The organism is Vreelandella sulfidaeris (assembly GCF_042429665.1).
Taxonomy (GTDB): Bacteria; Pseudomonadota; Gammaproteobacteria; order Pseudomonadales; family Halomonadaceae; genus Vreelandella.
The window spans coordinates 147,737-170,040 of record NZ_JBHMAC010000012.1 but is presented as its reverse complement, the minus strand read 5'-3'; the positions used below and the strand labels follow the sequence as shown (position 1 = coordinate 170,040).

The window sequence follows — 22,304 nt, the reverse complement described above, 5'->3', positions numbered from 1 at the left end:
AAAAACTGTCGTCTAGTATAATTAAGGTTGGTATTATGGATTCAGATGCTCTTATTGCGAACGCGCACGACGAGCTTTCCCTACTCTCACGACTTGTCGTAGATAGGGCGGCCCTGCGCGAAACCAACGAAACACTGACGCTGATCATTGATGAGGAGGGGGCGCGGTTACTGACGATGGACCGGGTGCGCCAAGAAATTGAGTGTGCTGTAAAGAAAGTGTGTGGGCTGGAGGTTGCCTATGAGCGGGCCGCGTAATTCCCGCCAGGCGAGACAGCTTGTTAGGCGTCTTGAACGCGACTGTGACCTGGATTGGCCAGGTGGCGCTGACAACGCGGCTCTTTTTCATGACCGCTCAGCCAGTCGGTGGGAACTCCACACACTCGAAGGCCCTTCGTTACCTGTCATCTCTGGCCCTACCCCTCTAACCCACCTGCTTCGAGATGGGTTCGTCCTGATCCGCTGGCCGGATGGCAGCATCGAGCTTTTCCACGTTGAAACGGCAGAATCACAATTGAGCCACCGACTGCAAGAAGCGGAGGTGGCAGCAGCCGGGAGATGAAACCCATGATAAGCAAGACCACCTTCCGAGTCAGTCACCGCGCCCTGCTGGGACACTGGTTGCTCGTACCCTTGGGGGCAGCATTGCACTTTGCTCCTCATGCCCCCTTTACCCTCGCTGGGGCAAACGCTCCAGAGACTCTGACGAACATCCTTTCCTGGGCAGGGATGGGGTTGGCCGCCTGGGGGCTGCTGAACGTCGCCTATCAGCGCCTTGCTCACGAGTACGTCATAGGCCCCGATCGCGTGATAGAGCGGCACGGCATTATTGCCAGGCGTGTTACACCCCTATTTATTCATCACATTCGTTCGACCGAAGTGAACCAGACGATCTTGGGTCGATTGCTAGGATATGGGACGGTGGAAATGTCGGCGGCAGGCACTGGCACAAGCGAAGCTCGATTTGAGCGCGTGGCCAACCCGTTGAAGGTCATGGCTTCAATCAACAGTCACTTTCAAAGCCTTGCGGCTGGCACTGGGCAGGAGTAGTTAGATCATGGACTCACAAATTTCCGCACTTGCTGATGTGCTTATCCCGGGCCAGAGCATTGTGTCGACCGATTGCCATCAGTCGCAGAAGCTGCTGCCCCACCGCCAGTTACTCACGCAAGTATTTTTGAAAGCGATTGATGACCTAAAGAGCAACAACCTCAAGCACCAGTTCTCTGCGGCTGAGTTTCTGGCTGGCCCTGTCGCTGAGGAGTATGTCGGCCATCTCGGGCTTCCTGAGTGGACACCCAAGCTGGCACTACTGATCCATGCTCAATGCGAGCTTCGTACTTGCCTTGAGATACCCGAGCAGTTGGAGGCTACCCTTAGCCAGTATGCACCGCCCGAAGCAGGCGAGCGCCGCCCCTCTTTGTGATTTGCTGGGCCTAAATAGACCCTTCATCCAGGATGTGATGCAGCGGGTTGGCTCGCCAGCCCGCTTCTTCTGTCAATATTCCCCGCCTTAACCTGCTACGGCTCTCCTTTCTCAACGTCGCTGCTGGTTAGTCTTGCCCCTCCTTGACTCGCTAGCCATTCATCCAGCGCCAGCAGCTTGTCCTTGGGCAATCTCACCTCGACTGCCACGAACACCCGATCTACTTCCGCCTGTATTCGCTTTGCTGCCTGAGAAACAGCAGCTCTGGACACGCCATGCTTATTGGCTGCTTTAGCGTATGTATCGCACACCTTCATAATCACATCTGAAGCTGCATCACATGCACGCCCCTTCATTCTAAGCCTTGCCAGCGCCGCGTATAGCTGTTGAGTGCTGATGTAATCTGTGGACATGGTATCCCCTGAAAAGTGTGCATTGAACACATTTTTACTTGCCGTAAACAGTAATGCTGCATTAAAGTGTTTACATCATAACGAAGGCAGCCGGTCGGCGTCACCTACGCAGGAAGCCAGGCACCTCGGAAGCTCGCTTGTAATAGATCACTAAATAGGGAACGGGACCATGATTCACGGAGCCATTGATAGCTATGACAGCACAGAATATCTTGGAGATATGGGGGAGTTCTTCGCCCCGGCCTCGACAGATATGGTCGATGGGCTGGTGGGGCGCTACAACGCAATGCGTAGGCGTGTGGAAGAAGTGGCGGCACTGTTTGATGGTGATCGTAAAGGTGTCGTCAACTACTTCATCCAGGGCAATCGCAAGCACGACAACACACGTTACTCATCACTGTCCACAGAGAATATTTTTATTGAAGAAGGCGCGTTCGCAGCGCTGAACGCTGAATATTGGGACCGGGCCTTGAAGATGACCGATGTTCTCGACTTCATGCCTCAGACTCGCCGTAGCGAGTGGTGGGAGCAGATTAACGAGATGAAAACCCCTGACTTCACTGAGGAAACCGTAAGGGCAACCCTGACCGAGCTGCTAATGATGCGCGGCACCTTCCTAGCTGAGCGTGTCGACGGTATATTCCGTGCCCTAAGCCGTGAGCATGTTACCAATCGGCCTGAAGGTTTCTACAAACGGATGATCCTCAATTATGTCGTCACTTCCTATGAGACGGTGAATCATGATCAGGCAGGCCATATCAATGACCTTCGCTCAGTCATTGCTAAATTTATGGGCCGGGATGAACCAAACTGGCAGGCCACTAGCCGATTGATTGATATTGCACGGCGCACCCCAGGCAAGCGGTTTATGGTTGATGGTGGCGCTCTGTACCTGAAGGTCTTTAAAAAAGGCACGGCGCATTTTGAGGTACACCCCGAAATCGCTTTTCGCCTAAACCAAGTGCTGGCGCATTTACACCCGACAGCAATTCCTTCCCAGTTCCGCACCCCGCCTAAGCGCAAGCCTAAAGACTTTGTGCTAATGGATCGCCCACTTCAATTTGCGGTCATCAATTTACTCGGTTCCATGCGCAGCGTCCCTACCCGCTGCCCTAGCCACCTTCGACATCTCGAAACACGGTCGCCGAAGACAGAAAACCCTTGGGCGATTGAGTTCGATTATGGAGTGAAGGATAAGGTAGCGTTGGCTGAGGCTGAGCAGGTGCTCAAGGCCATCGGTGGGGTTAAGGTATTCAGTGATAACGGCGCAGTGTCGTGGTTCGAGTTCGACTACCACACCAAGCCGATTTTGGATGAGATTGTTGCCAGTGGTTGCATCCCTGACCATAAGAGCCACCAGTATTACCCTACCCCGGAGCGCTTGGCGTATGAGGTCGTAGAATTGGCCGAGATCAACGACCAGGATACGGTGCTGGAGCCAAGTGCTGGCCAGGGCCATATTGCTGATATGCTTCCCAAAGATCGGACTACCTGTGTCGAGCTGGCACCGCTGCATTGCAAGGTGCTAGCGGCGAAGGGGTTTCGCTGCCATCAAGCCGACTTTCTGGAGTGGGCAAATACGGCCAGAAGCTACACCAAAATAGTCATGAACCCTCCGTACAGCAAAGGTCGAGCCCTGCATCATCTTGAAGCCGCAGCGAGTTGTCTAGCTCCTGGCGGGCGCCTTGTGGCTATCCTCCCCGGCAGCATGCTCGACAAGGATCTACTGCCGGGCTGGGAGGTGGAATGGACTGCTAGCTATCAGGGTGAGTTCGCTGGGACTGGCGTAAACGTGACTATCCTGGTGGCTGATAAGCCCGCCCAGTAAGAAGTAAGCTAGCGCGGTCGATGCGATCGCGCCAGCTTTAGCATTTGGGTTAGCATTCCGAAAACACATCCTAACGGAAAGGTAATGGATCAAGGGTGCTACGAGGCTTACCTCCTGTCTCATGAAATACACAAAACGCTGGGCAACTATCAGCCCTCTCCTTATCGTCCTTGGTCGCCTGAGGATATGGCGTGGCTCGCTGGTGTTGATGATGCCTCTGGAGAGTATTTGAAAGCCGATAATGAGCAAAGCAGCGCCTCCCCCTCTCCTCAATCTCAAGAAACCCAGCTCTCCCTGTTCTAAGCCTCCCTCGATAGTCGTTTTCTTCTCCCTCTAAGCCTTGGCATGCGCCAGCAAAGCGACTCGCGCAAAAAAATCTCTACTTCCCCCGGTTAAGTGTCAGTGGCTGCCCTATCTACCTGCGAGGCCCAATAAGGGCACCTATGAGAGAGCACCGCTGGGAGGCGGAATTGAGATGATGGCGATGCGAGGCAGCACGCTTATTGGCGTGGCCATATTAGTTTGGGTCGCATGGATTGTCCTGGCGACCGATTCAGAAGCTCGAATTGAGCGAACCTGTCAGCCCGTTCTTTGGTTTGGCAATGTGGCAACTTCACTGACGCAGCTAACCTTTCCTAAGCAACAGGAATCGGTGCATGAGGCGTTTGAATCAGCTGACTATGCTTGTCGCTTTACCGTGTGGCGCTTGCTGCACGAAGACACCTGGATCGAAAGCCACCAAGGTAACGAATCTAGTGATCAGTCGGGGGAGAGCGACCAATGATTTCCCCTACCCGCCTGCTACACCCCATCCGTAGAATTCTCGGTGTCACCGTGGCCACCTTGGGGCTCGCTGCTGGCGCTCATGCCGGAAATGATCAGCCTCTGGCGCTGGTTGAGTTTGCCAGCTTCGATTGCCCGCACTGCCAGGCCATGGACAAACACCACTCTTCTATTCAGGCAGCCGTCGAAGCGGCGGGCCTGGAGTACCGCTATGCTCCCCTGCCTTCCCATACCGGCCTTAAACGAGCATGGCGCGAACGCGCTTATTACGCATCTCGTTCTATTCCAGGGGTCGCCAATGACGTTCGCAAAGCCTTTCTCACGGCTGGCGAAACCGGGGTTCCCCTCAAGGACTATGACGATGTGCTGGCGCACCTCCAATTGCATGTTCCCCAAGTTCGGTGGAACGAGTTTGCGGACGACCATATCAGCGATCCCAGCTCTGTCGAGGCGATTGAGCGAGCAGCGAGGCTTGCTGGTCGGGCAGGTCTTCGTGAGTACCCTGCCTTTGTCGCTGTGTCTCGTTCTGAAGTGAAGCTATTGAGCCTGTCGGGAGACGTTGCCGAGAGGGCCGAGGCGGTAATCAAGTACCTGGAGAACCTTTGATGACACTGCGAAACCCTGTGCTTGCTGTCGCGCTGACAGCTGTTCTCGCTGGCTGTGCAGCACATCCTCCGGCTCTGGAGCACGCACGCACGTCAACGCTACCTGAATCGTATAACACGATGACCAGTCGGCATGTGGTGATCCCTGCCTATACGCTTCAAGGGGTCAACGCGACCCGTACCACCAACTGGTACTACGGGGCTGGCCAGGGGCTTGATCGCTACGCTTACGGCGGCACCGTTTACGACGAGGCCTATTGGCAGCAGCGCCATGCCTCAATGCTGGATGACTACAAGGACGCCATGGAGTCTGTGCCTCTGGCGCGCTTCCATTTCGAGTTCGACTCAACAACGCTGACGCCTACCTCTCAGCGTGAAATGGCTTCCTTCCTGGAAGGAGAAGACCTGGCTGGCCGTGTGCTCATTGTTGGGTACACCGACCATATCGGCCCTGAGTCCTACAACATTTCACTCTCACAGCGCCGCGCTGATGCGATCGCGGGACAGCTCCATTTGGCTTGGCCAAAGGCCCGGTTCCTGACGGAAGGGCATGGCATCTATCCCAAGTTGGTTGACGGCACGACTGATGAAGCGCGGGCGGCAAACCGTCGCGCCGAGATTTTTTACCTGGAGGCAGACCAATGAACGTCTTTATCGCCCACGCCCAGATTCTACGAAAAGAGACGCCAAAGGAGCGCGGTCGTTCTGGTCTGATGGTGCTCAAGGTTGGTAAGAACAAGCGAAGCACAGAAGCCCTAATCCAATCTGTAAATCAGATCATTGTCCGAATTCCGAATCATCTATCTGATCGCGCAGCCAAGCTGGATGTTGATTCTTACATTGAAATTTTCGGCCATGTTGGCGGCATTGTGCGCCGTGCACACCACACGGGTGAGCAGCACCTGAGTGCCGAGTTGGTGGCCAACAACATCCAGCCGGCTGCCCCGATGATCGAGGGCAACATCGAAAAACATCTTTTCAATCGTTTCATTGCTATTGGCTTGCTGAGGGGGGTGAAAACTCCCGAGAAGGAGGGACCACCCTCCACAGCGTACCTGCAGATCGGCCCTGACCGACCGGACCTGGGGCGCTCCTTTCAGCATACCGGCGTGGTGTCCATGGCTGCTTTTGGGCGCGTTGTCGATCGACTTGTCGAGTACGAGGCCGGCACCGCCCTTCATGTTGAGGGACGAGTTACCGGCCTATTGCGAAAGATCCCCAAACCAGGAGCAGAAGGCGGCTTCGAGGAAAGTCTGGAGGTCGGGCTGGTGATGGATCGTGTCAGCCCCACTGCCATGGTCGCTGAGCGGATGATGACGCCGTTTGATGTGGCCAAGCCTGAAGCGCAGAACACCCCAGAAGAAACCAACGACGAAGCTGGCGCTGGGGAATCCGCGGCAGTGGCTGAAGAACAGCGCTAGGAGGTGGTCAATGATTGCCCTACCTGATTGTGTCCCTGAAATCGCTGATTACTACCAAGTACCCATCGAGATTGTCGCGGCAGTGCGTCTTCAAGAGAGCGGCAGCCGAGGGCAATTAGTGGGTCGCATAGGTCCGAACAAGAATGGCACTTACGACCTAGGCGCTATGCAAGTCAATACATGGTGGCTCGACCAGGAAACCAACCGGAATTACCTCCAGCAATGGGGAATTACCGAGCGTGAGTTGTTGGAAAATGAGTGTACGAATTTCGCTGTAGGGACGTGGATTCTCTACGACAACATCACGCGCTACGGCGAGTGGGAGGCGGCATTGGCCGCTTACAACGCTGGGTCGCCGAATAGTCCGGCAGGCCAGCAATACGCAAACGAAGTCCTCGCGACATTAGGAGATCAGTACCAATGACTACTTCCGTAGATACCCAGGCCACAACCAAGCAGGGCAAGCTCGCTCATCTAGTCGAATGCCTCCGCATGAACAAGAAGCGAGCAGCAGAGCGCTCACTGTTGGTTGCTACTACCGCTTTCCTGGCGATGCCAGCATGGGCACAGGAAGACTTTGAAGACTTCGCTGACAAGGTTGAAGAGCTGGCGCATGGGCCCTTCGGTATCGGCATTTCCATTCTGGCGCTGATCATCGGTTGCCTGGTGGGCCTTGGACGTCAATCTGCTGCCCCTGCGTTCCTGGGTCTAGGGATCGCCGGTGCCTTTGCGGTCGGCCCCTTCATGATCAAGGAAATCTTCAGCTGGTTCTCAGGCACCTGAGTTAGGAGTCGCGGGTCATGTCTAACGAGTCCTATCGGATACCGCAGGATGTTGATGCCCCTATCCCCATCTTCGCCTGGGAGATGACCGAGGTGGTTGTCGCCATCATGGTGATCGGCGTGGGCATCATCATGCGGTTTTTTATCCCAGGCCTATTTGCGGGGATCTTTCTCATGATGATGGCTAAGAAGATGCGTGCCGGCCAGAAGCGGGGACAAGTGCAGCATGTCTTGTGGCGGATGGGGCTCAAGTTAGACCCGCTGCTTGGCAAATACGCACCTAGGCCAATGCGATTGGAGTACATTCGCTGATGAAATACCTCAATGCATTGCGAAATCAGTGGGTCGCTGCCAGGGGCTGGATGTTCTGCACCCTGCTCCTGACTGGGTTGCTGATCTATGTCTTGCAGAGCTATGTCCAGCTCAGCGCCAATATGCCAACCCGGCTGGTTCCCTACAACCTGCACGTCGTGGATGGGCCGGTCGAGGTGGGCGCCAGCGCTGGTTATACCGATGCGAGCTACCTCACTGAGATAGCCATGGCGGATGCCCAGCTGCACAGCTCTTGGACCCCAAGGAACGTGAGAAGCCAATACGCTCGGTTCCAGAACCGGATGACGCCGGCCCTCTATGCCAAGGTCGGCAATGATCTACAAGCACGGATTCCAGACCTGGAGAAATCTGAGCGTACCCAGGCCTTGTTCATTGAAGGGACCCAAGTCCTAGACGGCACAGTGCGAGTTTATGGGCGCTTGCGGGCTTGGCATGGCACCGAACAGATCGAAGACGAACCGATTGCTTACCGTGTCCGCTATTCCTTCAGCGGTGGCGTTCCGTATGTCGCTGGTTTCTCTTTGGAGGACGAATGAAAAAGCCTAAGATGCAGGGGCTGGTCATGGTGGCGGCGCTTGCCGTCGCCACCTTTGTCAGCGCCAGCGATGATGTCCAGAAGGTGGTTGTATCCACCGATGCTTATAACCGGCTGGTATTCCCAGAGCCGTACTCTACGATTGTTATCCCCCCCGAGGCCGAGTTGCGTGACAACCCTGTGCCGACTGATGGCAAACGTGGTCTCCTCATCCGTCCTGCAGACGAAGCCGACCCGTTCTCTATCTTCATCCAGCTGCGAAGCGGCGAGGCCTTCACGGTGAAGCTAGAGCCGGAAAGCGGCATCGATGCCCAGGTGTTCCGGTATCGAAACGCCCCTGACCTATCCGCAGAGCCCGAAAGGGAAAGCCGGCCCAAGGATCGTTGGATTGCTGACACTATCCTGTCCGCTTTCCAGGGGGCTCGCCCTAGCGGGTTTGAGCCGGCTGGCGCCCCGCCTAGTGCCCGACTTGAAATGCCTAATGGCGGCACGCTCAAGCTCACAGCGGAAACCCAGTACCGTGGTTCCGGCCATGTCGTGAATATTTACCGGCTGTCTTCTGATACCTCCCTTGAAGTCGAGCCTCGTGACTTCTACCGCGATGGCGTCGTTGCTGTTTCCTTGGAAGGGGACACGGTAAGTGAGCGCGATCAGCCCCGAATGATCGTCGTGGAGGTTGACCGTGGCTGAAGATCAGAACAACCAGCAGCCGAATGAATCGGGCCAGGACAAGCCTTCTAGGGTGGCCAAGGCCCGAGCTAAGTCCAAGGTAGTCTCTCAGAGCCTGTTGGAGCGAGCGCAGGGAAGAAAGTGGCTTCTATATGGTGGTGGGGCCTGCCTAGTCATCTGGCTTGTGGCAAGTAACGCTATTAGCGCACGAGACAACAGTAGCAATAAAGCGCCCCCTCCCCCGGAATTTATGGACACCACGCCGGATACACGGCATGGGGAGGAAGTCACTATTTCCCGACTTCAACAACAGTTAAGGGAGGCTCATGAAGAATTGGCAGACCAGCGCGAGAGTCAAGAGCAGAGGGATGCACGACTTCAGGCGCAGCTCGAAGAAATGCAGGCTGGCATGGAATCCGAACGCGAGCAAACGCGGGAAACCATGGAGTCGCTGCGCACACGACTAGCCGATATTTCTAGCGGAGATGATGGCACCAGTGAGGTTCGCATTGGCACATCTTCAAACAGAAGCACCGACGCCAACCGTGCCCCGTCTGACTATCTTCGCCCCCCCCGAGGCGACGACGCTGGCGCGGTACCTCCGCCCCCGGTAGCGCGTCGAGATGGTGACTCTGGCCGTGCCGGTTTACCCCCGAGGCAACAATCGTCGACACAGGGCGGCGTCATTCCTTCACAGTTTCCACAGCTCCAGAAGGAAGAAGGACCGGCTGACCCGATCGTACTCAATGGCTCAAGTGGTGAGTCCAGCGCTCGCATCTTACGTAATGAAGCGGCTCAGCAGGATGACGAAGAAGAGGATCTGGGGCCACCTAAAGCTGGGTTCCTCCCTATGGGGTCGTTCTCTGAGGTGGCAATGTTGACTGGCGCTGACTTTGGCGCTGCCGAGCGTACCCGCAACAACCCTCAGCCGGTGCTATTCCGCATTCAAAACGATGCATTCCTACCTGGCAGTGCGCGGTATCGCCTCGCTGACTGCTTTGGTATGGGCGGTGGCTACGGTGATTTGTCGAGCGAGCGAGCGCATATCAACGTCTCTCGTATTTCCTGTGTCGATACACGGACTGGAATGATGCTTGAGTCTCCAATCAATGGCTACATCGTGGACTCGGATGGCCGTCTGGGGCTTCGCGGCAAAGTTGAGCGACGTGCTGGCGCCCTGCTGGGTAAGGCCATGCTTGCTGGCTTCGCAGAAGGCGCCAGCAGCATTGCGGCAACAGCAGCTCAAGGTGCTGAATCGGCTGTCACAGGCAGCGGCGTTGTCACCACCATCGACCCGAACAGTGTCGCCGAGGTTGGCATGTACGGCGGTGCTGGCCGCGCGATGGAGATACTGGCAGAGCGTTACATCGAAGAGGCTGAATCCATGTTCCCGGTGATCGAGGTTCCATCAGGGCGCCGCGGCACTGTTGTAATCCAGGAAGGCCAGAAGCTCGAGTGGGAAGCCTACGAGCTGTCCGACAAGATGCCGAGCGAGGGCTAATACGATGAGCTTGAAGTTGATGATCCCCTTGACCGCCCTGCTGTTCCTCGGTGGCTGTGCCACTGTCCAGCATGATTGTGAGCTGGGAAGCGAGTGTGTCGGTACCGGCGATGTTTATGAAGCTGCGGTGGCAAATAGTGGTTCCTCTGAAACAGTGATGGAGGGCCGTAAGGATGGCTCAGAAGCTGAAGAAGAAAAGATCGAGCAATGGCGACCCTATAGCGGGGGAGGCCTAACCGATATGCCTGTCTACCAGCCAGGTAAACCGGTGCGTATCTGGGTGGCGCCATGGCGCGGTGATGACGGCATTCTACGATCGGGCGAGTACCTGTATGTGACTCTGCCCGATGAGTGGAGTTATGGCCAGCTGCGTGACGATGGCATTGGGGCAGGCATGATCGGACCTTCTCCGGGTGTTCAACACATCGCGCCGAGAGGGCAAGACGCCAGCGTGAATCCTTATCGCATTCAGCCGCTAATGCAGATCGTCCCGGAGAATTGATATGAAGATAACCGCGATGACTCGTATGCGGCACCAAGTGCGCCGCATGATCCAGCAGGGCGCTCCCGATTATGGCGATCGCGCCCTCCCCCTCCAGGCAGCCGAGGCGCTGACTGAGCGGGATGATCCCGCGAGCCTGCTCCCCTACATCGACTATGAAGATAACTACTGTGTCCGGGATGATGGTAAACATCCTCAGCTTGGCTTCGGCGTCCAGTTTGCGCCATTGATGGTGGCTGGCAAGGACATCGAGGAGCAAATCGAGTCGCTGATTACGCGAGCGCCAGCGGACACGGTTATCCAGTTCGTCGCCCATAGTTCGCCGGCCATTGAGGACCGGATAAATACCTGGCAGGCACGGCGGTTACGTTACTGCAAAGACCCTATGCTCCAAGAGCTGGTAGAGCGCCGTAGCAAGCACATGCTTGACGCCGCGGCCGGGAACAAAAGCCTCCTACCGAATGAGCGTCTATATCCCCGGGAGGTGCATTACTTCGCCTTTTTCACCATGACCTTTGGCGGTGATCCAGAGCATGCTGAAGAGATTCGTTCATGGCGGCACATGTGCGACGAATTCCGGCAGTCGGTGATGGGGACATTCAGCTCTATGGGCCTGTCCCCTGCCCTGATGAACGAATTGGGTACGCGACGTGTGCTGCGCCGCATAGCCAACCCACAAATGGTGCCAGGGGAGCTTCAACGCCTGGAGGAGGAAGGTGGTCACTTCATTGATTCCATTTTCGATAAGCGCACACGCATTCGAGTGAAGTCCTCGGGTGCAGTCCAGTTTAGCGACAATGAAAGGGAGGTGGATGTTGTCCCTTTGACCATCGACACCTACCCGGACTACCTGCGTCTCTACATGACAGGTGACATGCTTGGGGAGTTGAAGTCGGCGACCGATCGGATCGCGCCGGCCTACTGGATGTATACCACCATCTACAAGCCGAACACCGAAAAGGCTCGTGATGACATCACCATGCGAATGGGCATGATCTCAAAGCAATGCATGAGTGATTCCGAGTGGTACAAGGGGATGATGCCTCACCTCTTCACGCGGCGTAGAGATACCCAGCAGCTGCTCAACGATACTCGCTCAAACTACTGCCCGGTACGCATGTGGTCGGGGATCAATATCATCACCGAACCCGAGCGCGCAGCCTCCGACGCTGACTATCTTTCCTCGTTGTGGCGGAAAGCAGGCTTCAGAGCCTCGCGTGAACGCTATATCTCGCTGCCTATCTGGTTGTCGTCTTTGCCATGGGGCTACAACCCACGCATGGACAAGCCTACATCAGGCCTTCAGCGGGCACAGATGGTGTCCAGCCTAAACGGCGCTTGCGCCTCAATCTGCCAGGGCGATTGGGGCGGTAACGGGCCAGTAGTACGCAAAGACCCACAGGGGAACCCTTACCTCTACGCAAACGGACTGTTGCTGGTTTCTCGCCGCGGTCAAATGTCGTGTATCGACATTTTCGATTCGGCCACCTCATACAATTTTTCGGTGATCGCGACCTCGGGTGCGGGTAAGTCATTCCTTGCCAACGAATTCGTTACCGACATGCGCTGTCGTGATGGCGTGGTCCGTATCATTGACGTGGGCGGCTCTTATAAGGAGCTGTGTGAACTGCTGGGCGGTCAGGAACTGAGGTTTGATCCTAACCATCCGGTCTCACTTAACCCATTCTGGGGTATCAAAGGCAAGCAGCGTTACGACGATGATGAAGGTGGCAGCGAGATCGCAGAAATGATCCCGGTGCTGAAGGATGCCATATCTCAGATGGCGTTCCCCCTAGGTGAGCCCGACAACTACGAATACCAGTTGATCGAAAAAGGCATCCTTGAGGCGCACGATAAACATGGCGAGGTCATGGAAACCAAGCATGTCTATCAGTGGCTTGAGTCCCGGGCAGACAGTGATCCGGTGGCCAAGAGTATTGCGTTGCAGTTGGAGCCGTATGCCGTAGGTCGGCATGCCGCATGGTTCAACGGTGAGCCCCAGCTGGATCTTTCCAATGAGTTCACCATACTCGAGCTGGAAGAGCTAAACGTCGATCGTGAGCTTCGGAATGTGGTCATGACACTCCTGATGGCTCGGACGACGCGGGACATGTATCTGCGCCCACGCAACATCCCGAAAATGATGCTGATCGATGAGGCATGGGATCTACTCGCGGACCCGAAAAGCGGGAAGTTTATCGAAACCGCCTTCCGGCGCATCCGTAAGTATTACGGCAGTGCCGGTTTCATTACACAGGGCTTCAAGGATACCGACCTGTCGCCGGCCGCTCAGGCTGCCTTCGACAATGCACCTTGGACGTTTGTGCTCAAGCAGTCGGGTCCCTCGCTCGACTACGCACAGAAAAACGGAAAGCTGGGCGGCGAAGACGAATTCCTATTCGATATGCTGCGCGGTGTGAAGCCCGGTGCCGGCTATTCGGAGGTCTTCGTCAAGCACGAGAGCGGGGGTGGCCTTTTCCGCTTTGTGGTCGATCCTTACTCCTACTTCCTATATTCGACCAATCCCAAGGACCAGGCACGCCTGATGAAGCTCACTTCAGCGGGCTACAACACGCAGGAGGCCATCCGCATGCTGGCCGAGGGGCAAGGGTAGGCTTGGCTTATGCTGGCGCTCCTGTCTGCCTTGTCGGCCTGTTTCGCTGGGGCGCTTGGTTATACTGTGATGGTGGTATTGCCGGTGGTGGTCTTCGTTGGCTTACCCCTGGAGTTCATACGTCCCCCTGGTGAGCTTATGACAGTCACTTGGCTGGCCAAGGCCACCTACCTCGCAGGTGGGTGGCTAACTGCCCTCGCCTGGCTAGGGCTTAGGCTGGCGCCAGCCAGTTACCGTATCGGCCGGCTATTCCCAAGGGCTCGTGAGATTGCAGATCGTGTCTGGGTTTACGAGACGCCTGCCCTTCAGGCCTATGCTATGCCGAGCCCTACGGGTGGCGTTGTAATCGTTTCCCGGGGCGCCCTCAATCTGCCTCCTGATGAGCTTGAGTGGCTGCTGGCGCACGAGAGGTCACACCTTCGCCGCGGCGATGCGTCTGCGAGCCTATACTGGTGGACGCAGCACAGCATTTTGCGGGTGGCGCTTTGGCTGGCGCGGTTGATCTATACAATTCTTCGTCCCATTCCCCTGATTGGCCTGTTGAGCGGCTTGTACTTTTCTGTGGCGAGCTTGGGGATTCGCTTGGCATTAGGGCTTTTCTCGACACATCCGCCGACATATCGGCGTATCAAGCGCCTGGAGCGTATGACATGAGTTTGATGGGGTATCGCTCGACACTGCTAAGATCCGTTATTGCTCTAACTATCTTCTACAGTCTCGCCGCGGCTACTGCTTTTTACTTCATGGGGCCGGAAACGCTGCAGGAGTGGCTAGCTGGCGCTGGCTTTTGGGTAGAGGGTGACGAAGAGATAAACCCCGCGAACGCGGCATCAGCGGCCACTGAGGTCGTCCTGGCAAGGTTGCGTGTTGTCTGGCCATGGTTAGCCGGGGGAATGGCTGCTGGCTCTGTGATCGTTCTGCTCATAGTGGGAATGGGATTAATAACACGTCGACAGCGCGCTAAATCTCGCGGTGAGTTCCGGGGCATGGATCTCTCAATTACGTACATGCCTTATCCTGATCCGATTAACTTCAAGCCAGTGAAAGCGCAGCTGTCGGGTAACGTTCCGGCACATCACATGCCGCTAATTAACCAGTTGCTCGGTTACCTCCAGGCTCACCCTGATGCTTTTTGCGGTGACGGCCACAGTACGACACTGCTTGAGCACCATCTAGGCGTGATCGATGAGGCCTTCGAGTACGAAGGTGCCGATCCCCTCCTCCCTCTTGCCGCGGCAGCACATGATATTGGCAAGACTGTTTCGCATGCGAAACAGGACGGGCAGTGGGTCCGCCTGTCCTACCACGATAAACAGAGCGGGCGTCTGTTGGCAAAGTTCCCCGCGTGGTGGGAGCTGCCTGAGGATGAGCGAGCCATACTGTTGCTGGCAGTAAAATACGAGCATTCTCCCAACCTGATGCCAGTGGCTTTCCCTGGCCTCAGTAGCAAGGGGGTGCGCCGCGCAGTCACTCTCCTCCAGCAGCTGCGAGAGATAGACGGCCTCGCTACACGAGGCGAGAAACGCAAGGTGCTTGAGAATCTGAATGTCCAGGAGCTGGCGATCGAAACGTTCTTGCGAGTGGTTCCCCAAGTACCCTATCAGGTGAAAGGTTTAGCGAAGCGTGTCAAAGCGGCAGGCTTCCGCGTTGGTGAGCGGCTTTACCTCTCCGAACATCATGTTCGGGAGACAGCCCTTTCCAAGCTGGATGATGACGTTGCCGCGGCCTTTGGCGGTGACTTTCGAGCCCGAGGTAAATCAGGGGAGTTTACACAGGCACTTTTGGCAGCATTGGCCGATCGCGGCTGGCTCATCACTGAAATGGAGGGAGTGCCAGAGGGGAGCGAAGCGGCGAAGACCTGGACGTTGCCATCTGACCAAGCGTTGTGGCGGGTACGTTCCGGCATAATCGAGTTCAGGGGAATGATCGCGGTGGAGCTGCCAGTAGAACACCAAGGCCTATACCCGCGAGAAACCGCTTATGAGGTAACCGTCCTCGGCCCCCAGGGCAAGCACAGTAGCAACGCTGGCGTTGCGCCAACAAAAGACAGTGGTAAGCGGGAAGAGCGCATGACTAAGCCTAAAGGTATTCCAGCGTCAGACGTATGTGATGTCAGCCTGTTTGCTTCAGTGCCTACGGGTACGGGTGATGCAACGAAAACCAGTGGGAATGCTGCACAGAAGAGTTTAGGGGCAGCGAGCAAAACCTCTACATTCAGCCATGAATCACTCACGAATACCGACGTGGCTTCCTCCTGGCTGCTAGATGATTCCCAGGCGGCAGGTGGGAATACTGCACAGGAAGAGACGCGACAGCCCACCCCTTGCGGTGGGGATGCTGCACAGAAAGGCAATGGCACCCAGAACCAGCAGGCCTCCGCAATGGTTGAAACAGGCGAAGGAAAAGATATAGCCGGTGCCAAGCCGATGGATGATCTCCATGCGGCAGGTGGGGATACTGCACAGGAAGAGACGCGCCAGCCCATCCCTTGCGGTGGGGATGCTGCACAGAAAGGCAATGACACCCAGAACCAGCAGGCCTCCGCAATGGTTGAAACAGGCGAAGAAAAAGATATAGCCGGTGCCAAGCTGATGGATGATCTCCATGCGGCAGGTGGGAATACTGCACAGGAAGAGATGCGCCAGCCCACCCCTTGCGGTGGGGATGCTGCACAGAAAGGCAATGGCACCCAGAACCAGCAGGCTTCCGCAATGGCTGAAACAGGCGGAGAAAAAGTTATAGATGGTGCCTGGCTGCTGGACGATTCTCATACGGCAGGTGAGAACACTACACAGGAAGGCACGGGCCAGCCAATACCTTGCGGTGGGGATGCTGCACAGAAAGGCAATGATGCCCAGAATCAGCAGGCCTCAGCCAAAGCTGAAACAGGCGACGAAAAGGCTATAGTTGGCGCTTGGCTGCTAGAGGATGTCCCCGGTGTCGGTGGGGATATTGCACATTATGAGCAGGATGGGATGAGTAATTCCATTCATACTAAGACTCCAGCAGGATTTAAAAGAGAATCAGAGGGAGCTTGGTTACTAAATGAGATTGTTGAGGCGGCCGGTGGGAACGTTGCACAGATAGCGACCAATGACCAAATTTCGCCCACAACAAGCGGGGGGGATGTTGAACTGATCGCTGAGCAAGCCGAACCCACGAATGACTTTTCAGAGATTAGTCAGCTGACGCTAGGGGCTGACGCAGATAACCATAGTGATGTTTCGGCTGAGCTGGGTGACTGGAGCCCAGAGGCCGATAACGCACCGAATGATACCCATATTCAACTTGGCCTGGGGGAGGCAATGCTGGCCACAGCTGAGCATGAGTCCCCAGTGACACAGCCGAGCCATCAGCCAGTCCCTACTGTCATGGTTGATAAAACGACGCAAGGTGCTACAGAACAGCAGAAATCGGCTGTGTCTGGGCAGAAAGATGTACGGACATCCTCACCTATCCAGCGACGCCTGAAGAAGCGAGGTGGGACCTCGGCTGGTCGCCAAAAGGCTTTAAACAACGAAGCGCCAGCGGATAAAAGCGAACAGACAGGCCAAGTGAAAGCGAGCAGAGGGTCATCCAAGCCTGCCGGTGCCAAGGCGGAAGTAAAAGGAGTGCCTAAGCTGTTCAGTTGACCAAACATCACCTTGCGGAGATGGACTTCGAAGCGCTGAAGTTATATGATGCATTTATGTAGCAACATCGCTGCATTTTTGCAGGGAAAATAGGCTATGAGCGTTGAAGCAATCATCGAGCCGTCCGATTACGTTGCTCCCGACACTTTCAATCAATTCCTCGCTGACTTGAAAGCTCGGGCACGGCAAACCAAGAGCCCAATCATCAGCCCGAGGATGTTCTGCCTTGCCCTGGGCATGGATGTACAGACGCTGGCCTCGCGGGCGCATGTCCACCGCGTTACTGTAAACCGCGCCCAGGGGGCTGAGAAGCTGCAGACTTACTTACGGGATGCGGTGCGAGTCATGGGAGCAGCGGCTGACATAAATGGTAATTTTCAGGATGCCGCGTTCTGGTTTCGTAATGAACCGATCAGCGCATTCAATTTCAGGACACCAGAGCAGTTGGTCAGCGAGGGACGAGCTGAGGATCTATTGAACTATGTTCAATCACTTCACGCAGGCGCGGCTGGATGATCCTTACCAGCCTGGCAGATCAACCAGCCTATCGTGTCCATGTCCCCCGCTGGGCCATCGCCCCCCACAAGTGGCGCAGGCGCCGCCCAGCATGGCGGTCGCCTCAATCGTATCGGGGTTCCCGCACTCTACCTTGCTCTGGAAGAGCTGACCGCGCTTGAGGAGTGCCGGCAGCTCTCGACCCTGATGCCACCCGGTCTTATTGTGAGCTACACGGTAGCGTTGGCCACAGTAGTGGACTTCAGCCATGGGTACACGGCTGACTGGGACTCTCTCTGGCAGGAAATGGGTTGTGACTGGCGTAGAATTTTGTTTAATGATCGCGTTGAACCGCCCAGCTGGTTGCTCGCTGACCTAGCCTTGGAGGCTGGTGCTAGCGGCATACTGTTCCCGTCGTTGGCCAATCCACGGGGTGTAAACCTCGTAGTCTACACCGACGCCTTCATTTCACGTCACACCGCCCCTACCTCTCTTCGAGACCTGTCATACGGGAATGAGAAGAGAAGGATGCAAAATCATGATGATGTGCTGATTGTCCGAGGCGATGCTGATCTACGTTGCTACTGGCTAGCGATGGAGGGGCAGCCCTTTGCAGATGTCGAGCCAGCGGAGTTCGGGATCGAGCGGCAGAAAGCGCAGGTAAGGTTCCTTACTTGGGACTGATCCTACTCTGCCACAGTAAGGCTATCAATTGATGGCAAACGGAGAACCTGCCCGTTAAGCATGGGTTATACGGGCTTGTAGTTCGCCCAGACTGTTGATTTCACGCTTCCCCAGGCTGTCTGCTGAGGGAGGCATTTTCAAAACCGCTTAATCCATCCGGTCAGTCATGCTTTTTGAAAGCTCGAATAATGAGAAAAGCTATGAACAGCGCTAAGTGGAATAAGTTGCTAGCTCGGTGGTGCCTTCTTAAAAATCAGTATCAATTGGGTTCAGGGGACTGCAGCCAGTCCAAGTTCTTACTGGCCTATCCTTAAATGCTCCAAGTTTAATACTATTATGCTTACACATATCGGCTGATTTTCTGCCATCTTTGATCATAAAGTCGATATAAAGCATCACTATTAGGCTAGAAGTGTCCGGAGAACACAGAGCAGTCCAGTTTTCTTTACACATGAAGCTTGCCCCTCCAGGTGTTATTTTCAGAAGACGATCGCACTGCGTGTCTGAAGTCGGTTGCACTGTGGTCTGGGGCTTCGGACTGGCTGGCCTCCAAAGCGGCGTAAAGGGCCGTCTTGCTGACCTTGATGCGTGCGGCGGCCTCGCGGATGCTCAGCCCATTGGCGAGGTGCTCCCTTGCCCGCTTCAGCTTGTCGTCGGTGACAACGGGCTTGCATTCTCCTTTGCGCCCACGGGCGGCGGCAGCGGCCAGCCCCGCCTTGGTGCGATCACGGATCAGATCACGCTCGAACTGCCCCAAGGCGCCGAACACGTGGAAGATCAGCCGCCCACCCGGCGTGGTGGTATCGATGCTTTCGGTCAGCGACCGGAATCCGACGCCACGCGCGTCCAGAGTGCTGACCACTTCGATCAGATGCGGCAGTGAGCGTCCCAGTCGATCCAGTCGCCACACAACCAGCACATCCCCGTCGCGCAGGAACCCCAGCGCGGCTGTTAGGCCGGGTCGTTCTTCCTTGGCCCCGGAGACGGTGTCATCAAAGATTCGCTCGCACTCCGCCTTGCGAAGCGCATCGGTCTACAAGGCGGTGTTCTGCTCCGCCGTCGGGACCCGCGCATAGCCAATCAGCGCCATTGACTGCCCCTTTTGTCCGCTAATCCGTCCGTTTATCTTATTGTCCCAAAATACATCAAACAAGCTGTTGTCGGACAATGTCCGGATTGGCCGCCTAATGATCGTTTCTCGGACAGGCTGCATTGTGCGCCGCCATGCTGAACCAATTCGAGGATCGTTTGACACGGCTCGTTCACAAGTCCGCTGCACACCGGGCGAACCGCCCAATGTATGGGTACAACCACCTTCTGACAACGACAGGCAATCAATGGGCTCAACACACGCGTTCGACGCGCTGATGAATATGGCGGGTTCATCGTTCCGTCACCATCGCTCGCTGCCCTGACTGCCGGCAGCCGCGGTGCCTCCAGCAGTGCTTCTCTATCCAGCGTTAAAGGGAGTGGTGGCCGATTACGGGTGAATAAAATTACTCTTGAGACGCTTTCAGTGTAACTTCCTTACAGATAAGTTATGAGCTATATCACAGTCTGTTCGCACAAGCGCGACAAGCGACGGGCGACGAAGGCTCTTTGGCGAAAGAGCACGCGGATACTCTTCTTAAGGCTTCGACATGGACAACGTGTAAGTGCACGCCGGACAAGAACGCGGGGATAGCGCCCCTCAGGACGAATTGGCCTCCATCGAGTCCAGTGAACGGCTTATGAGAGCCCTGGGGCGCGGTCTCTTAATCAGCCTGGTCACGATCTTGATCGCCGTGGCCGGGGTCTTCGGGGTGGTGATCCTGTCGTCGCAGTCGCTCGATCGCTATGCCGAAGCGAAGTCGCGGGAGCAGGTGCAGCGACTGCTCGATCTCGAGCTCGAGGAACTGGCCAACCGCAGCCGAGATTATAGCTGGTGGAACGAGGCCGTCGAGCTGGTAATCTACCAGCGAGACACCGACTGGGCCATGGAAAACGTCAGCGGTTATCTGCAGAACCAGTACGGTACCGACTGGGTAGTGAGTCTGGATCGCGAGGCGACACTGATCCACGGCGTACACAAGGGTACGGAACTGGAGGCGCTGCCCGAGGGCCTGCTGACCGCCGAGTTCAAGCAGCTCATGGCCGAGGCCATCGACACCGATTTCGCCGACCCCGAGCCCGCATCTGACATCCTGGATATCCAGGGAGCGCCTGCCCTGGTCGCCGTGTCGCCGTATGTGGCCTACGACCCGACCCCGTATGCCACCGATCAGGCGCATGGCTATCTGATCCTGGTCAACTACATCGACGAGGCCATTCTGGGCGCTTGGCGTCGTGATTTTCAGATCGAGGCCCTGCGTCTGCTGCCTGCAGCGGCAGCTCCCCCTCGGGAGACAGGCCAACTGGCGTCCCTCCCCCTGGCAACACCGAGCGGCGAGCCGCTGGGCACCCTTCAATGGCGTCCGGAGCATCCTGGCCAGAGCCTCCTCACACAGCTCCTACCCTGGGTGATTGGAGGCGTGCTACTGATCCTCGCGGGCAGCCTCTTCTTCTATCGACGGCTGCGAGCCTATGGCAGGCTGGCCCATGGTCACCTCATGGAATTGAGCACCAGTCGGGAACTGCTTTTTCGTCAGGCGAACTACGATTTTCTCACCGGATTGGCGAACCGGTCGCTGTTTATAGAGCACCTGAACCACGAGTTGGCGCGCTGCATCCGCCATAAGCTGAAGGCCGGAGTCCTCTACGTTGACCTGGACGGTTTCAAGGCCGTCAACGACACCCTGGGCCATACCGCCGGCGATGAGCTGCTGTGCTGGGTGGCCAAATCCATGGCGAAGCTCGTGCGCACCGAGGACGATGTGGCACGCTTCGGTGGTGATGAATTCTGTCTGTTGCTGACCGACGTCGCCTCTGAGGAAGATGTGTCACGGGTCGTCGACAAGATTCATGCCCTGCTGGCGGGCCCCGTTGAGGTGGGCGGCAAGCACATGCTGGTCGGGGCGAGTATCGGGATCGCGATGATTCCCGACGACACTCAGGATCTCTCCGATGTGTTCCGCTATGCCGATATCGCCATGTACCAAGCCAAGTCGAGGGGCACAAACCTGTTCTGCTTCTATGATGCAACGATGGAGGAGCGCTCGCAGTAACATGCAAGGCTGAAGGGTCTGTTGGCTCATTGCCTGACCCATGAAGAGCTGTACCTGCGCTATCAGCCTATCTATTCTCTGGTGAGCCGTGAGATCACCGGCATGGAAGCACTGCTCCGGTGGCGCCACAAGGAACTGGGGGAGGTGTTGCCGGCCGAATTCATTCCCGTGGCGGAAGAAACGGGCCGGAATATCACGGTCTCGATCAATATCTCGGCCAAGCAGCTGCGCGACCTGACGTTTCCGTTCAAACTGAAACAGCTGCTGGAAAAACACGGCGTAGAGTCTTCCAGCATCAAGCTCGAGATCACCGAGAGCCTGTTGATCTTGGAAAGTGACAACTAGCACCGTGTACTGCTCGACCTGGCGAAGCGAGGATACCGCCTGGTGCTGGATGACTTCGGCACGGGGTATTACGGCCTTGGCGACCTGGGCCGCTATCCCCTGGAAACGGTCAAGATCGACAAGTCGTTCGTGTCCGGCCCGAAAGCCTCCTCGCTGAACGCCTCGCTGGTCAAGACCATCGTCTTCATGGCCAACCACTGTGGCATGAAGACCATCGCCGAGGGGATCGACACCCCCGAGCAGGAAGCGTTCGTGCGCGATACCGGCTGCACCCACGGCCAGGGCTTCCTCTTCAGCCGTCCGACCTCGGTGGCCGACATCATTGCCCTGATGGCCCCGCCCTCGCCTTCCCCAACGGCGTCCTGGAACGAGAGCGTCTCGGTCTCGGGGCATGCCCCATCAGGCGCCAGGGAGTCATCCCTGTGTCCGGCCATGCACTATCGTGGTGCATGGTCGAGCATTGTAGTTGCCCGTTGCCCGTTGCCCCGCCCAAGGCCCACTGGCGTGTCGGGCTGGCTGGCCTTCAAAACGGCGTAGAGGGCCGTCTTGCTGACCTTGATGCGTGCGGCGGCCTCATGCCCCAATTCAAGTGTC

26 protein-coding genes and 1 pseudogene are annotated in these 22,304 nt (G+C 56.5%); 25 read left to right on the top strand and 2 right to left on the bottom strand.

Annotated elements, in window-relative coordinates:
- Positions 1 to 35 precede the first annotated feature (35 nt).
- The 4 genes from ACFFLD_RS14505 to ACFFLD_RS14490 are packed head-to-tail and all read left to right on the top strand — an operon-like array spanning position 36 to position 1,425.
- Positions 36 to 257 (top strand): hypothetical protein, encoded by a 222-nt coding sequence (locus tag ACFFLD_RS14505; RefSeq protein ID WP_240719788.1) that lies wholly within the window; start codon positions 36 to 38, stop codon positions 255 to 257.
- Entirely contained in the window at positions 241 to 561 is a 321-nt protein-coding gene (locus ACFFLD_RS14500) for a hypothetical protein (RefSeq protein WP_240719789.1), read from the top strand. Before ACFFLD_RS14505 ends, ACFFLD_RS14500 begins: the two co-directional genes overlap by 17 nt.
- Before the next feature lie 5 nt (positions 562 to 566).
- Positions 567 to 1,049 carry a PH domain-containing protein gene (locus ACFFLD_RS14495; protein ID WP_240719790.1) on the top strand — a complete coding sequence of 161 codons (483 nt, stop codon included), beginning with the start codon at positions 567 to 569 and terminating at the stop codon, positions 1,047 to 1,049.
- 7 nt (positions 1,050 to 1,056) lie between these two features.
- Positions 1,057 to 1,425 carry a hypothetical protein gene (locus ACFFLD_RS14490; RefSeq protein WP_240719791.1) on the top strand — a complete coding sequence of 123 codons (369 nt, stop codon included), beginning with the start codon at positions 1,057 to 1,059 and terminating at the stop codon, positions 1,423 to 1,425.
- A gap of 95 nt (positions 1,426 to 1,520) precedes the next feature.
- Here the strand turns inward: ACFFLD_RS14490 and ACFFLD_RS14485 are convergent, their stop codons facing one another.
- On the bottom strand, positions 1,521 to 1,838 hold the full coding sequence (locus ACFFLD_RS14485) for a hypothetical protein (RefSeq protein WP_240719793.1): 318 nt from the start codon (positions 1,836 to 1,838) through the stop codon (positions 1,521 to 1,523).
- A gap of 169 nt (positions 1,839 to 2,007) precedes the next feature.
- Between ACFFLD_RS14485 and ACFFLD_RS14480 the strand changes: the two genes are divergently transcribed.
- The 18 genes from ACFFLD_RS14480 to ACFFLD_RS14395 all read left to right on the top strand — a co-directional run bounded on the left by ACFFLD_RS14480 (position 2,008) and on the right by ACFFLD_RS14395 (position 18,222).
- A complete protein-coding gene (locus tag ACFFLD_RS14480; RefSeq protein WP_386036723.1) occupies positions 2,008 to 3,666 on the top strand; it encodes a DUF4942 domain-containing protein in 1,659 nt (552 codons plus the stop codon).
- A gap of 84 nt (positions 3,667 to 3,750) precedes the next feature.
- Entirely contained in the window at positions 3,751 to 3,969 is a 219-nt protein-coding gene (locus ACFFLD_RS14475) for a hypothetical protein (protein ID WP_127062877.1), read from the top strand.
- A 172-nt stretch (positions 3,970 to 4,141) separates the two neighbouring features.
- The gene (locus tag ACFFLD_RS14470; RefSeq protein ID WP_386036719.1) at positions 4,142 to 4,450 is read left to right on the top strand and encodes a hypothetical protein; all 309 of its coding nucleotides are present in this window, start codon (positions 4,142 to 4,144) and stop codon (positions 4,448 to 4,450) included.
- A complete protein-coding gene (locus tag ACFFLD_RS14465; RefSeq protein ID WP_386036716.1) occupies positions 4,447 to 5,055 on the top strand; it encodes a hypothetical protein in 609 nt (202 codons plus the stop codon). Before ACFFLD_RS14470 ends, ACFFLD_RS14465 begins: the two co-directional genes overlap by 4 nt.
- On the top strand, positions 5,055 to 5,699 hold the full coding sequence (locus ACFFLD_RS14460) for an OmpA family protein (protein WP_240719799.1): 645 nt from the start codon (positions 5,055 to 5,057) through the stop codon (positions 5,697 to 5,699). Before ACFFLD_RS14465 ends, ACFFLD_RS14460 begins: the two co-directional genes overlap by 1 nt.
- The gene (locus ACFFLD_RS14455; RefSeq protein WP_035557823.1) at positions 5,696 to 6,475 is read left to right on the top strand and encodes a hypothetical protein; all 780 of its coding nucleotides are present in this window, start codon (positions 5,696 to 5,698) and stop codon (positions 6,473 to 6,475) included. The genes ACFFLD_RS14460 and ACFFLD_RS14455 overlap by 4 nt, the downstream gene beginning before the upstream one ends.
- A gap of 10 nt (positions 6,476 to 6,485) precedes the next feature.
- Positions 6,486 to 6,899: a lytic transglycosylase domain-containing protein gene (locus tag ACFFLD_RS14450; RefSeq protein WP_045812323.1), complete on the top strand. Its 414-nt coding sequence runs from the start codon at positions 6,486 to 6,488 to the stop codon at positions 6,897 to 6,899.
- Entirely contained in the window at positions 6,896 to 7,258 is a 363-nt protein-coding gene (locus ACFFLD_RS14445) for a TrbC/VirB2 family protein (protein ID WP_035557825.1), read from the top strand. Before ACFFLD_RS14450 ends, ACFFLD_RS14445 begins: the two co-directional genes overlap by 4 nt.
- 17 nt (positions 7,259 to 7,275) lie before the next feature.
- Positions 7,276 to 7,569 carry a type IV conjugative transfer system protein TraL gene (gene traL, locus ACFFLD_RS14440; protein WP_008958346.1) on the top strand — a complete coding sequence of 98 codons (294 nt, stop codon included), beginning with the start codon at positions 7,276 to 7,278 and terminating at the stop codon, positions 7,567 to 7,569.
- Positions 7,569 to 8,126, top strand: coding sequence for a TraE/TraK family type IV conjugative transfer system protein (locus ACFFLD_RS14435; RefSeq protein WP_035557829.1), 558 nt, complete (start codon positions 7,569 to 7,571; stop codon positions 8,124 to 8,126). Before traL ends, ACFFLD_RS14435 begins: the two co-directional genes overlap by 1 nt.
- Complete coding sequence (locus ACFFLD_RS14430; protein ID WP_240719801.1) at positions 8,123 to 8,815, top strand: TraK domain-containing protein; 693 nt, start codon at positions 8,123 to 8,125, stop codon at positions 8,813 to 8,815. The genes ACFFLD_RS14435 and ACFFLD_RS14430 overlap by 4 nt, the downstream gene beginning before the upstream one ends.
- Positions 8,808 to 10,295 carry a TrbI/VirB10 family protein gene (locus tag ACFFLD_RS14425; protein ID WP_240719803.1) on the top strand — a complete coding sequence of 496 codons (1,488 nt, stop codon included), beginning with the start codon at positions 8,808 to 8,810 and terminating at the stop codon, positions 10,293 to 10,295. The genes ACFFLD_RS14430 and ACFFLD_RS14425 overlap by 8 nt, the downstream gene beginning before the upstream one ends.
- A 4-nt stretch (positions 10,296 to 10,299) precedes the next feature.
- Entirely contained in the window at positions 10,300 to 10,797 is a 498-nt protein-coding gene (locus ACFFLD_RS14420) for a TraV family lipoprotein (protein WP_240719805.1), read from the top strand.
- Position 10,798: 1 nt separating this feature from the next.
- Positions 10,799 to 13,411 (top strand): TraG/VirB4 family ATPase, encoded by a 2,613-nt coding sequence (locus tag ACFFLD_RS14415; RefSeq protein WP_240719807.1) that lies wholly within the window; start codon positions 10,799 to 10,801, stop codon positions 13,409 to 13,411.
- 9 nt (positions 13,412 to 13,420) lie between these two features.
- On the top strand, positions 13,421 to 14,065 hold the full coding sequence (locus ACFFLD_RS14410; RefSeq protein ID WP_240719809.1) for a M48 family metalloprotease: 645 nt from the start codon (positions 13,421 to 13,423) through the stop codon (positions 14,063 to 14,065).
- Entirely contained in the window at positions 14,062 to 17,043 is a 2,982-nt protein-coding gene (locus tag ACFFLD_RS14405; protein ID WP_240719811.1) for a hypothetical protein, read from the top strand. Before ACFFLD_RS14410 ends, ACFFLD_RS14405 begins: the two co-directional genes overlap by 4 nt.
- A 96-nt stretch (positions 17,044 to 17,139) precedes the next feature.
- A complete protein-coding gene (locus ACFFLD_RS14400; protein ID WP_035557849.1) occupies positions 17,140 to 17,559 on the top strand; it encodes a hypothetical protein in 420 nt (139 codons plus the stop codon).
- Between the two features lie 39 nt (positions 17,560 to 17,598).
- Positions 17,599 to 18,222, top strand: a complete 624-nt coding sequence (locus tag ACFFLD_RS14395; RefSeq protein WP_232774555.1) for an RES family NAD+ phosphorylase — start codon at positions 17,599 to 17,601, stop codon at positions 18,220 to 18,222.
- A gap of 445 nt (positions 18,223 to 18,667) precedes the next feature.
- On the opposite strand, the pseudogene ACFFLD_RS14390 reads toward ACFFLD_RS14395, so the two are convergent.
- A pseudogene (locus tag ACFFLD_RS14390) lies at positions 18,668 to 19,240 on the bottom strand (recombinase family protein); the annotation flags it as partial.
- 712 nt (positions 19,241 to 19,952) lie between these two features.
- Between ACFFLD_RS14390 and ACFFLD_RS14385 the strand changes: the two are divergent.
- Genes ACFFLD_RS14385 through ACFFLD_RS14375 form a run of 3 tightly spaced genes read left to right on the top strand, consistent with a single transcriptional unit; the run spans position 19,953 to position 22,247 of the window.
- Complete coding sequence (locus tag ACFFLD_RS14385; RefSeq protein ID WP_240719813.1) at positions 19,953 to 21,365, top strand: sensor domain-containing diguanylate cyclase; 1,413 nt, start codon at positions 19,953 to 19,955, stop codon at positions 21,363 to 21,365.
- A gap of 21 nt (positions 21,366 to 21,386) precedes the next feature.
- Positions 21,387 to 21,710: an EAL domain-containing protein gene (locus tag ACFFLD_RS14380; RefSeq protein WP_101145389.1), complete on the top strand. Its 324-nt coding sequence runs from the start codon at positions 21,387 to 21,389 to the stop codon at positions 21,708 to 21,710.
- 9 nt (positions 21,711 to 21,719) lie between these two features.
- A complete protein-coding gene (locus ACFFLD_RS14375; RefSeq protein ID WP_127059532.1) occupies positions 21,720 to 22,247 on the top strand; it encodes an EAL domain-containing protein in 528 nt (175 codons plus the stop codon).
- Positions 22,248 to 22,304 lie beyond the last annotated feature (57 nt).

Coding starts and splice junctions, on each gene's coding strand:
- ACFFLD_RS14505 (WP_240719788.1), top strand. CDS start 36: ATGGATTCAGATGCTCTTATTGCGAACGCGCACGACGAGCTTTCCCTA.
- ACFFLD_RS14500 (WP_240719789.1), top strand. CDS start 241: ATGAGCGGGCCGCGTAATTCCCGCCAGGCGAGACAGCTTGTTAGGCGT.
- ACFFLD_RS14495 (WP_240719790.1), top strand. CDS start 567: ATGATAAGCAAGACCACCTTCCGAGTCAGTCACCGCGCCCTGCTGGGA.
- ACFFLD_RS14490 (WP_240719791.1), top strand. CDS start 1,057: ATGGACTCACAAATTTCCGCACTTGCTGATGTGCTTATCCCGGGCCAG.
- ACFFLD_RS14485 (WP_240719793.1), bottom strand. CDS start 1,838: ATGTCCACAGATTACATCAGCACTCAACAGCTATACGCGGCGCTGGCA.
- ACFFLD_RS14480 (WP_386036723.1), top strand. CDS start 2,008: ATGATTCACGGAGCCATTGATAGCTATGACAGCACAGAATATCTTGGA.
- ACFFLD_RS14475 (WP_127062877.1), top strand. CDS start 3,751: ATGGATCAAGGGTGCTACGAGGCTTACCTCCTGTCTCATGAAATACAC.
- ACFFLD_RS14470 (WP_386036719.1), top strand. CDS start 4,142: ATGATGGCGATGCGAGGCAGCACGCTTATTGGCGTGGCCATATTAGTT.
- ACFFLD_RS14465 (WP_386036716.1), top strand. CDS start 4,447: ATGATTTCCCCTACCCGCCTGCTACACCCCATCCGTAGAATTCTCGGT.
- ACFFLD_RS14460 (WP_240719799.1), top strand. CDS start 5,055: ATGACACTGCGAAACCCTGTGCTTGCTGTCGCGCTGACAGCTGTTCTC.
- ACFFLD_RS14455 (WP_035557823.1), top strand. CDS start 5,696: ATGAACGTCTTTATCGCCCACGCCCAGATTCTACGAAAAGAGACGCCA.
- ACFFLD_RS14450 (WP_045812323.1), top strand. CDS start 6,486: ATGATTGCCCTACCTGATTGTGTCCCTGAAATCGCTGATTACTACCAA.
- ACFFLD_RS14445 (WP_035557825.1), top strand. CDS start 6,896: ATGACTACTTCCGTAGATACCCAGGCCACAACCAAGCAGGGCAAGCTC.
- traL (WP_008958346.1), top strand. CDS start 7,276: ATGTCTAACGAGTCCTATCGGATACCGCAGGATGTTGATGCCCCTATC.
- ACFFLD_RS14435 (WP_035557829.1), top strand. CDS start 7,569: ATGAAATACCTCAATGCATTGCGAAATCAGTGGGTCGCTGCCAGGGGC.
- ACFFLD_RS14430 (WP_240719801.1), top strand. CDS start 8,123: ATGAAAAAGCCTAAGATGCAGGGGCTGGTCATGGTGGCGGCGCTTGCC.
- ACFFLD_RS14420 (WP_240719805.1), top strand. CDS start 10,300: ATGAGCTTGAAGTTGATGATCCCCTTGACCGCCCTGCTGTTCCTCGGT.
- ACFFLD_RS14415 (WP_240719807.1), top strand. CDS start 10,799: ATGAAGATAACCGCGATGACTCGTATGCGGCACCAAGTGCGCCGCATG.
- ACFFLD_RS14410 (WP_240719809.1), top strand. CDS start 13,421: ATGCTGGCGCTCCTGTCTGCCTTGTCGGCCTGTTTCGCTGGGGCGCTT.
- ACFFLD_RS14405 (WP_240719811.1), top strand. CDS start 14,062: ATGAGTTTGATGGGGTATCGCTCGACACTGCTAAGATCCGTTATTGCT.
- ACFFLD_RS14400 (WP_035557849.1), top strand. CDS start 17,140: ATGAGCGTTGAAGCAATCATCGAGCCGTCCGATTACGTTGCTCCCGAC.
- ACFFLD_RS14395 (WP_232774555.1), top strand. CDS start 17,599: ATGTCCCCCGCTGGGCCATCGCCCCCCACAAGTGGCGCAGGCGCCGCC.
- ACFFLD_RS14385 (WP_240719813.1), top strand. CDS start 19,953: ATGAGAGCCCTGGGGCGCGGTCTCTTAATCAGCCTGGTCACGATCTTG.